This is a genomic window from Paenibacillus phytorum (genome assembly GCF_013141715.1).
In the GTDB taxonomy this organism is placed as follows: domain Bacteria; phylum Bacillota; class Bacilli; order Paenibacillales; family NBRC-103111; genus Paenibacillus_E; species Paenibacillus_E phytorum.
This window is the reverse complement of sequence record NZ_WHOA01000197.1, coordinates 215,778-226,336: the sequence shown is the minus strand read 5'-3', so window position 1 is coordinate 226,336 and position 10,559 is coordinate 215,778. Positions and strand designations below refer to the sequence as shown.

Annotated in this window: 6 protein-coding genes; 1 reads left to right on the top strand and 5 read right to left on the bottom strand. The window is 52.1% G+C overall.

Going from position 1 to position 10,559, the window contains the following annotated elements:
- Positions 1-5,471: polysaccharide lyase family 8 super-sandwich domain-containing protein (locus GC098_RS28475; RefSeq protein ID WP_171646548.1), on the bottom strand; the 5,471-nt coding region annotated here is incomplete at its 3' end.
- 378 nt (positions 5,472-5,849) lie between these two features.
- Positions 5,850-7,229 (bottom strand): extracellular solute-binding protein, encoded by a 1,380-nt coding sequence (locus GC098_RS28470; RefSeq protein ID WP_171646547.1) that lies wholly within the window; start codon positions 7,227-7,229, stop codon positions 5,850-5,852.
- A gap of 114 nt (positions 7,230-7,343) precedes the next feature.
- On the opposite strand from GC098_RS28470, the gene GC098_RS28465 reads away from it, so the two are divergent.
- Positions 7,344-7,577, top strand: a complete 234-nt coding sequence (locus GC098_RS28465; protein ID WP_171646546.1) for a hypothetical protein — start codon at positions 7,344-7,346, stop codon at positions 7,575-7,577.
- A gap of 54 nt (positions 7,578-7,631) precedes the next feature.
- Here GC098_RS28465 and GC098_RS28460 read toward each other — a convergent pair whose 3' ends face one another.
- Genes GC098_RS28460 through GC098_RS28450 form a run of 3 tightly spaced genes read right to left on the bottom strand, consistent with a single transcriptional unit; the run spans position 7,632 to position 10,422 of the window.
- Entirely contained in the window at positions 7,632-8,243 is a 612-nt protein-coding gene (locus GC098_RS28460) for an ROK family protein (protein ID WP_312880395.1), read from the bottom strand.
- A 37-nt stretch (positions 8,244-8,280) separates the two neighbouring features.
- Entirely contained in the window at positions 8,281-8,814 is a 534-nt protein-coding gene (locus GC098_RS28455; protein ID WP_171646545.1) for an N-acetylmannosamine-6-phosphate 2-epimerase, read from the bottom strand.
- 33 nt (positions 8,815-8,847) lie between these two features.
- Positions 8,848-10,422 (bottom strand): FAD-dependent oxidoreductase, encoded by a 1,575-nt coding sequence (locus GC098_RS28450; protein WP_171646544.1) that lies wholly within the window; start codon positions 10,420-10,422, stop codon positions 8,848-8,850.
- Positions 10,423-10,559: the final 137 nt, after the last annotated feature.

Here is a 10,559-nt window from a genome sequence, read left to right as displayed (position 1 = left end):
GCAATCCCCAGGTCCTTCCACCCTCCGGCGTAATATTTCACCGTTCCTCCGTCGAGCGGATTCCCCAAGCTGATCTTCAGCTGTACCGTCGTGTTCACCGTCTGGAATACAACCATCCCAGGCAAACCTGTGTTCTGCGTTTTTTCCTGATAGGTGCCCAAGTAAGACATGCTGAAGGTGTAGTTGCCAGGCAATAATTCCTTGCTTGCCGTTCCGCCAACTGTAGTCCCCAGGTCCTTCCACCCTCCGGCGTAATATTTCACCGTTCCTCCGTCAAGTGAGCTCCCCGAACTGTCCTTCAGCTGTACCGTCGTGTTCACCGTCTGGAATACAACCGTCGCAATCGAACTCGTGTTCTGTACTTTCTCCTGATAGGTGCCCAAGTAAGACATGCTGAAGGTATAGTTGCCAGGCAATAATTCCTTGCTTGCCATTCCGCCAACCGTTGTCCCCAGGTCCTTCCACCCTCCGGCGTAATATTTCACCGTTCCTCCATCGAGCGGGCTCCCCGAACTGTCCTTCAGCTGTACCGTCGTGTTCACCGTCTGGAATACAATCGTCGCAATCGAACCCGTGTTCTGTATTTTCTCCTGATAGGTGCCCAAGTAAGACATGCTGAAGGTATAGTTGCCAGGCAATAATTCCTTGCTTGCCATTCCACCAACCGTAGTCCCCAGGTCCTTCCACCCTCCGGCGTAATATTTCACCGTTCCTCCGTCGAGCGGGCTCCCCGAACTGTCCTTCAGCTGTACCGTCGTGTTCACCGTCTGGAATACAACGATGGGGCTAGCTCCTGTATTCTGCACCTTTTCCATGTATGTACCTTCGTATGTCATGCTAAAGGTGTATGCTTTATCAGGCAAGTTCTTACTAATCAATCCAAAAGCGTCGGTTACCCCAAAATCCTTCCATCCGCCATCGTAGTATGTAACGATTCCACCGCTTATCGGATTACCGCTGCTGTCTTGCAACTTAACGACTGCGGCAGTCAAATTTAATTTAAAGCTAACATGGTTGTCAAGTTCAACATTCCCCGCTTTATCGGTCGATCGATACAGTATGTCGTAATTGCCGCTCTGATCAAACGTCACGGGTGCCGTATAAGGCTGCCACGTAGTCCCGTTATCCAGACTATACTCCGTCTTCTCCATACCCGATACATGATCGGTGGCGGTCAATGTTAGCGTTACCGGATTTACGTACCAACCATTTTGTCCATCAGGTTGTGCTGGAGACACGGAAGCTGTCGTAACTGGTGCAGCCCCGTCGCCTCCGCCGCAGTCCGAGCAAACATAGGGCAGCGTGCTGACCGACAGCTGTGGGCCGTCCTCGCTCCATTGGCCGTAAGCGTCCATGGCATGCAGCTGAACCCGGTATGTGGTCCCTGCAGTCAATCCGGTAATAGAGGTAACGTATACATCACCGCCAACCGTCTGTTTGCCTCCATCCCAGCGTACTTCATAAGTACTGACCGGCGTTCCGTTCACTGCGGGATCCCAGCTCAGCTTCACCGAGCTTTGCGTCACATCGGACGCCATAAGCAAGCTGCCGGCCGGCCATTTGGGTCCGCTATGCAAGGTCGTAAACGAGGAGCCGGGTCCGTTCGTCGACCATAAGCCGGCGGCATTGCCTGCTTGAACGCGTACAGTATAGGCACTTGCCGGCGTCAAGCCGGACAGCGCGTATTCGTACACTTGGCCGCTCACGGTTTGATGCAGCTCTCCGTTCAGCCATACCGCGTATTCGGCAACTCCGACCGGATCGTCGGCCGCTGTCCACTGCAGCTTGGCCGCCGTTGAAGTCACGCTGTCCACGGTAAGCTCCGCATTCGTCCAAACCGGCGATTGCGGCTCGTTCCCGGTTGCGGCGTCCGCCTTCTTGACCACGACTGTAAATGTCCGTTCAGCGCTAGCTTCTCCTTTGCGGATCGTCGCCGCCAAGACTACCTGTACGTCACCTTGTTCATTAGACGGCCGCGTTACCGAACCGTTCGAGGAGACGACGGTTTCGTCCCCCGATGTCCAGTCAATCGCCGTTCCGTTCGCTCCCGCTGCCGGCAAAACCAAATGCTTGGTAACCGATTCAGCCACATCGCCGGCAGCAAAACCGATCGCGACGCTTTGACTGTCCAGCGTTACATCCGCCCGATCGCTTGCGTCCATCGGCCTTAATTTGGCGCTAAACGATTGCCCGTAAGACTGAGCCGCATCGATAGTCAATTGAACGGTCGGAGACAGCCGCTCGATACGGATACGCGGATCATTCGATATGACCCCCGCCGCCTCCCGGTCGAGTTCGATCCGGATGCTTCCGGCATTTTCTTGCGTAGGGTCGGAAACCGAAATTTCCAGCTCATTCGCGTCCTCTTTAAGCAAAACGGAAGCTTTGCTGTCGCTCGTAATGCCGCCCGCCGTCGCCGTCGCATTCTCCCAAAAGTTCGCTCCCGTCAAATGCAGCGTACGATGCTCGACGGCTTGTACCGCGGCCGTATTAGCGAGTATGGAAATAGCCGGATTGCTCGCATAGGCGCCGACTTCATCGCTCGTACGATTCGGTAGAATGACGTATGCATAGCTGCTGTCAGCAGGATTCGTCCCGTGGCCGAACCATATCGTTTCGTAGGTTGCCGTCTGAGTATCGTTTACGGACAACGGAACGTTGCCGATCGTGCTCCACGTACCGGTCCGCTGCTCGCGCAGCATATGAACGCCGGATGGCTCGGGGAAGTAATAGCCGACATCCGAGCCGGTTGCCGTATTGCCCGTTACGTGCACCCAGGAAACCTGCTCGAGGAGCTGCGGTCCCGCCGTCAGCGCATTCGGCTGTATGCTCCCGTCTACCGTAACGACGTTTGCATTATCATTGCGCAGCTTGCGGTTGTCGACGATCGTTTCGATCGTCCTCCCTTCAGAGCTGTTGATCCCCGCACCTATGGCGACGACTTCATCGTCGAACATGAACCATGATTTTCTGGCCTCCACCGCTTCTCCATTGCCGTCGGCATCGAAGCCGCGGTAATCCATCCCGGCTATGCCATACGCTCCGAGCGTCGTCCCTCCGGCCCAAGTCAAGGGGCTGATCTTCTTGAATCCCGAAGAATCGGTTCTCGCTTGCGTGTCGACCGTCGTTCCGGGCAGCCGGTAAGGGTCGACCGTCGGCCAGTAATTACCGTCGAATTGCCCATGATCCTCATTGTATAGATAGGTCATGCCGTCAGCGGTAAACCAGCCGCGCTTATTTTCCCCGACGGTGAATTCATAGTTCGGAATCCGCTTGGAATGCATGCTGATGCCGAAGCCGAAGTCCGGCCGAAGGTGAACGGCTCTATCCATCTTCGGGAATACCTTGCTCAGCATAAGTCCGTCGGCAGGAGCGACGTTCCCGTCCTCCAGCAAGCTTTTGACGCGTACCGCATTGTAAATGCTGCCCGTTTTGCTGATGTAAGACTGATACGTATCCTCCTGCACCCACTTTTTGATCATCCGCTTGTAGTTCTCCTTGTGCTGGGATGGCGCGGACTGGGAGAGAAGCGTCATTGCGTTAATCAGCGTCATACCCGAATCGTGACTGTTGGTGTCCCCTTTGGCAATAACCCTGCCTCTCGTCATGTCCATGAAACCGCCTTTGTGCATAAAGGGCTCGAAAGAATCGTATATCCATTGATACACGTTATCGACATCCGGATCGTCGATTGCCCACTCTGAATCGTTTACAAGATACAGCGCCGTAGCCACCGTATACAGCAAGCTCAAGCCGTACCCGCCGTTATAAGGAATCGATTCGTGCTGAATGAAGGAGCCGTCGGGATAAAAGCCGTCCCCCTTCGAAACATACTTGAACAAGCTATATGTTCCGTTCCCTGAAGTCGGTTCCGCGCTCTTGTATGCGTCGCTCAGGAGAACCTTACCTGTCGCAACGATCCCGCTGTCCTTGTTCAAAATGCCCGCCAAAATATAAATCTGGCTCAACCACGCCCGATTGGCCCCTGTCGCGACCGTCTTGCCGGCGTTGTATTTATTCGGATCTTTTATATAGAAATACATGGCGTTCGACCAATCGGCAATCCGGGAACCGGGCAACTGGTCGTAAAGCAGCACCATGATGTCGTTCAGCAGCATCGGGATACCCATCTCCCAGTAATAAGGATTATCGGAGAGGGGGGTGACGCCATCGTACCAATTGCGGTGCAGCCAGCCAAGCGCATCGGTCATTTCCTTCAGAAGTTCGTTATCCCGATAATACGTCGAGCCTTTCGTGGAATAAGCTAACGCCATCGACCGCAGCCGGGAATAAGAATTAGAAATATTGATGGCGGTGTCCGATCCGCCCGGCACGTACACTAAATCTTCCCATACGGCTGCGCCCGGACGAACGAGGTTCACATAGTCGACGAAAAAGCCGAAGCCGGTGCTTTTATCGTTCTTACCTATCGATTTTAGCCGAAGTTTATGCGTTCCCGCTTCCAGGAATCGCGTCCCCAAAGCCTGCATAACAACCGTTCCCGCGGCAGTGGAAATGTAATGGTCCTGAGGCGAGCCCTGAGGTACTCCGTCGATCTCCGCCTGAATGATCCCCCCGCTGGTCAAGGTTCTCGCTCTGACCCACACTCCATACGTCCCGGCAGCAGGAACCGTTATCGTATATTCGATATAGTCATCAGGCTTGTTCAGCGTAACCCGGTCCCCTTTGCCGCCGCTTAACCGCGCATCGTTAGCCGTCTGCCGCTTTACCCCGGCTGACATGACCGCCGCGAGACCTTCTCCCTCGAGGAACGGAGCCCGCTCGGTTCTTGCAGGCAAAGCGCCCTGCAGAGGTGTCTTGATCAATTGGATGCTATCGATCGCCAATTGGTAATTACTGCTCGCGTCATTGCGGTCTGTAATCGTAAAACGGAATTTGCTCTCGCCGGAAGCTGCGCTCAAGCTCCCCAAATTCAGCGTTTCCACGACTCCCGGCGCCGCGCTCGGGTAATACGTATCCTGCGGCTCGCTCTGCTCTTGCCCGTTCACGGAAAGCTGGAACCGGCCGTAGTTCGAAGCTTTTTTGACCCTTACAAGCACCTCGTATAAGCCTGCTCCGGGAACGTTCAACGTGTACTCGATGTAATCCCCGACGGCATTGAGATTGACCTTATCCCCTTTGCCGTTGCTGAATCTGCCGTCGGCAAACACGACATGGGTATCGGCGGACGATAATTCCGCCTGCAGATCCTCCGCTTCGTAAATCGGCAAGGGCGGTTCTTCCCTAAGTATTTTGTCGTAATACCCCTTAGCCGTCCTATCGATATAGTCGATTTTGTCCCGAATGTCTGAATCGTCCGGATTGTACGACTCCCCTCCCGTCAGCAACTCGTACCAACGGCCGCGGAGCTCGTCAAACCGGTCGGCCGACGATGCCGAAGCCGGCAATGCAGCTAAATTCGAAAGAAGCAGCAAACATGCCAGCATGGCGCAAAGCGATTTTCTTTTCATCTCCTGGTTCCCCCTTCAAAAATCAATCTCTTAAGACAGCGCTTTCATTTGACCGCACTCCAAGCAGTACGCCACTAAGTAGCCCGCAGCCCCCCCCGATTTTTCGATTGATTCCCATCTAATTCCTTTAAACTAAAATTACAAACGTTTTTTTCAAACTGATTCCTTTCTGATTTACTCAGAATTATAGCTGAAGCCGGAATAACTGTCAACCTTCATTCCACCTGTCTCTCCGGACACAACCCGATGTGAATGTATAGCGGCATCTCTAAAACCTAGCAGGACATTCTCCTTCGATGTGACGCCGGACAAAATAAAAAGCAGAACAAGCGATTCGCTTGCCCTGCAGTGCTGTGTGCTGTGCCGGTTTCCTTTTCTCTACAGTTTCATTTCTTTACTCAAAAGCAAATCCGCCACACTGTCCTGGAACTGCCGTTCATCCAGCACGCCGGACCAGTAATATTTAATCTTCTGCTCGACGGCTTTAAGCGTTTGAATGGAAACGCCCAGATCGCGATGGTAGGCATACGTCGGGAAAAGCTCCCGGTACATCATATATCTGGATGGACGATTCAACCCGTTTGCGGCAGGCTTGTCCGCAATGCTTTTGAGAGCCGGTATGCTGACTGTCCGATCATGAATCATGCGCTGCGCGTGCGGAGAGGAAAGAAACCGCAGAAGCTGGCGGCCCGCCTCCTTCGACCTCGAGTTTTTCATGATGGCCGTACCGAACGTAACGAGAAGCGATTTTTGCGGATCGCCGCGGCGTAATGTCGGCAAAGGCGCAATATCGTAATCCAAGGGAAGCTCGTTAAACTGGTTCAGATTGTAATAGGTGGACAAGATCATCGAAACGTCGCCGCGAATAAACAACTGATTCGTTTCCTCGTTGCTGGCCGCAAAATATTTCGGAAAAATGTCCTGGTCGCCGATCATCCGGCAAAAGGTCCGAATGCTATCGACCAGCATCTCCCGGGACCCAGCCCGTTCTTCGCCATCCTTCAATACCTGAATTCCGGCTTGTAGCAAAAAGACCGGATACCGGTTTCGCGACAGAACCTGAAAGTAAAAACCGTGTTTATTGCGGTATTCCGCCAAGCTTCGCCCCGCAGCAATGACATCGTCCCACGTCCAATAGCTGTCCGGCTCCTGCAAGCCGGCCTCCGCAAAATGCTGCCGGTTATAACAAAGGAGAACGGGCGACAGTGAAATCGGACTTGCGTACATGCGGTTATCGTATCGGAAGGCCTCATTCGCAATCGGATACAGTTCAACGTTCGTCTCTACCGGCTCAAGCAGGGAAAGCATGCCGGATTCCGCCATTTCCTGCAGCATCGCACTATTAAGGCACACGACATCGAGCATGTCGTTCGCAGACATTTCTTTGATCGATTTAACGTAATGGTGGATATCGAGCGACACCTTTTTGATGTGGATGGACGGATGAAGACGGGTAAACTCGGCCAACAATTCGTCCAAGCGAATGTCATTGTTCATGGAATAGCTGCATCCGAAATTGAGCGTGATCGTTTGCGCCTTGCTCTCGGCTACTACGCTTCCGACCCTGTCGATTTTGACAATCAGCCCTTCCTCGACCAATATATCCAGACCTTTGCGAACGGATTTATTGCTCATCTGAAAGTCTTTGGCCAACTGGCTCTCCGCGGGCAGGAAAGAGCCCGACTTGCGCATGCCGCTCACGATTTCCGTACGCAGCTTGTCGACCATTGCCTCTAATTTTATTTGGAATGCGTTCATAGTTAATTCCTCTCTAATGTATATGTAAATAAAATTATTCTTAAATATACATCAATAGATACATTCTCTCTTTTCGAGGCAGTTTTGTCAACATTCTGCCAATTCGTCAGAGTGTTGTATCGCGTATCCGTTGAGCTCGAAGCCGAATCAATTGCTGCAAGGCGTACACCTATTGGGCAAAATGAAGCCATTCGTATCCTTGTGGGAAAAGTATACGCAGCAAAGCCCCGTGATGAAATCATCGTGGGGCTTTGCTGCGTATGCTTCAACAGCCGGTCGCAGAACCTCGTTCGTCCATCGTTCCATTTGCAAAGCCACTCCTATAAATACAAAAAGGACACCACTTAAGGTGTTCCTTCTGATAAGTCATATGGAGCAGGGCTCATTATAACGCTAGAAGCCTTACTGCATTTTGTCAGCAAGCATCGCTAATCGGGCTGCTCCAATTATCCCAGCTCGGTTTCCTAACAACGCAGGCTGAAGACACAGCTTTAAATTCGTATGTACAGTTACAGCTTGCAATAAAGCATCCCACCCGCTGTTCCGAGCTTCAATTAAGCCACCGCCTAGTACAATGAGATCAGGATCCAACATTCTCTGTACGTTGATTAGACCTACAGCCAGATTGGCCACAAATCTGTCAATTACCTTCCGTGCCTGCGCGTCACCAAGCATGCTGGCTTCCACCAAACGTCGGCTATCCCAATCGGAAGCAATCTCCCGAGCATGCCGATTCAATGCAGTACCTGAAGCGTATTGCTCCAAGCAGCCCTTTTGCCCACAGTTACAGGCAGCTCCTCCAGGTATGATAATCAGATGGCTCAGATCGCCTTCGCCACCCTGATGACCATGAATCAAGGCTCCATCCACGACCACTGCGCCACCCACACCTGTGCCAAGCGCCATCAATACAAAAGATTTCTGCTCGGTGGCTGCACCTATCCAGCTTTCGCCGACAGCAGCAGCATTAACGTCATTATCGACAACGACTGGATAGGGAAAGCGCTGCTCTATTTCCTTAGCAATCTGAGTTCCCGTCCACCACCTTCTGCTACAACAGGTACCTGAAGCGAGCCCGCAAGCTGTTGGACCAGCTCGAGGTTCGGAAGCTTAACCTGTGAATATGGTGTATGCCGGACAGCGTTGTCGATATGTAATCAGCTCCCCACTGGGCAGCCGAAACGCCTTCCTCGTATGTCGAAATATCCGCCATAACCGTGACACCAGCGTCTTTAAGCATGCTTAAGGTCTGACGTAAGCTCAGACCATCGGGTCTAGGACGCCCAGTAGCATCTATCGCTACAATATCCGCTCCTGCCTTTGCGATGGCAAGAGCATCTTCAAGGGTAGGTGTAATATAGATATCATAGCCTTCATAATCTTTCTTCCATAAGCCAATTACCGGCAGATCCACCGCCTGCTTGATCGCACGAACATCTTCTACGCTATTCGCTCGAATACCTTGGGCACCTCCTTCAGCGGCTGCACGAGCCATTACGGCCATATGGATCGATCCATGGAGCGGCTCATCGGAGAGTGCTTGACAGGAAACAACTAAGCTATGTTTTGGAATCCTACTTTTCATGATGAGCTTTCCTCCTTAACTTCCTTGTACGAGTTATACAGCATGGATCGATGGCCACTTCAGCTCGATACCCGCTTGAACAAGTTTAGCTTGATAATCCGCCAGAAGCTCCCTGTTATCTCGTACTTCTTGAGGCTGCACTTGGTGCTCTAAACAAAATGCGGCTAAATACCCTGCTGATTCCCCAATATTCCACTCTACAGGGTGCAGACGGTAGCAGCCATTCGTAATATGAGTCGTTCCGATATTTTTACCAGCCGGCAATACGTTTTTGACCCGGATCGGGATTAAGCTTCCCAGTGGAATCTGAAAAGGCAGGCTCGACACGTCAATATAGGTGCGCAAGCTAGTGCTAGGATGAAGATCGATGCGGTAACAGCCAATACCGACCGAGTCAAAATAATCCTCGGCAGCACCATTTGGTCGACAGGCCGGATTTAAGTGCTGCTCCACAACCGTAAATTGTGCTCGTATTCGACGGGATTCACGAATATAAGGGCTTTTGGCGAGTCCATCCTTCGTCCCTACAATATCTGGGCGTAACCGAAGCCCCGGGTACCCTTGCTTCCCGTCGGGTCTAGGTGCTTCCGTCTGCATCCAATACAGCAATGATAAGCTTAGCTGCTTCGCATTCTCTAGATGCCTCTCCCGCTCCTCCGCACTCACATCAATGACAGAGCCAAGCCAATAGTCGTTTTGCGGCCAATTGACGAGCGTGATATCGCTAGCATAAGTTCCTTCTATGAATTGTGTGCGGTCGATAATTCTACGATATTTCCAAAGTGAGAATGACTTACCGTCAGGAAATAGGCTGTAAAGGACTGGCTCCAAGGTGTGCGGTACAAGCCCTGACCAGCTTAGTTGCTGATCCGGCCAAAAGTCGGCCTTGTACTGCTTCCAGAATTCATACTGCTCCGGCTTTGGGATCGTGTGATCCTCCCCATCGATGTAGTCCATGGCGAAGCAGTAGGTAAATGCCTGCATGTCCTGCGGATCGGCTTGCCCTGGCAAGGCATGTGGTTCTCCCGTATCCGCCATCGATTCCGCCCCGGTCACATATTCCACGCCTCCAAGCGGCAATAGCTCTCCTTCTTCCGTTGCATCCAGAAAGTAAGGCGCCGTTAATACAATCTTATCTGGAGAGGCCAATTCACGTACGGTAACAGACAGGATCTCATCACCAGACGTTTCCACACTTTCAGCCTTGTATCCGGTATATATATGCAGTCTTCCGCTATGCACATAAGGTGCCAGCATCTCATGCAGAACAGCAAGCGCTGTCCTTGGCTCATGAGCAATCCAACTCACAATGGCATTCCCCGGATCAAAGGGTTTAAGGGGATCTACCGTCTGCGCCAGTGGAAAATGGCGTTTATAATAATCTCGGACACCCGTTCGGAAGCTTCGAAAGCTCGCTGTACAGCCGAATTGCTCAATCCATGGATTCTCATCTGGCGGCACCGCTTGGCTTGTTAGCTGTCCCCCAATCCAATCGGTTTCTTCCGTCATGATCACAGTTTTCCCAGCTTTGGCAGCGGCTAGAGCGGCTGCACAGCCTCCCGTTCCTCCCCCGATAATCACAACGTCTGAGTGAACCTTATTATTCATGTTCCTTATCCTCCTTAGTGTTTTGCTTTAACAAAACTAACATCGAAGCATTATCTTAGAGTTTTCATAAGAAAACTGGCATCGTAAGCATCTTATTGGTGCTTCTGTGTATCCTTGATATATTCGGCTGCCGATGT

Coding starts and splice junctions, on each gene's coding strand:
- GC098_RS28455 (WP_171646545.1), bottom strand. CDS start 8,814: ATGAAAAGTAGGATTCCAAAACATAGCTTAGTTGTTTCCTGTCAAGCA.
- GC098_RS28470 (WP_171646547.1), bottom strand. CDS start 7,229: ATGAACGCATTCCAAATAAAATTAGAGGCAATGGTCGACAAGCTGCGT.
- GC098_RS28450 (WP_171646544.1), bottom strand. CDS start 10,422: ATGAATAATAAGGTTCACTCAGACGTTGTGATTATCGGGGGAGGAACG.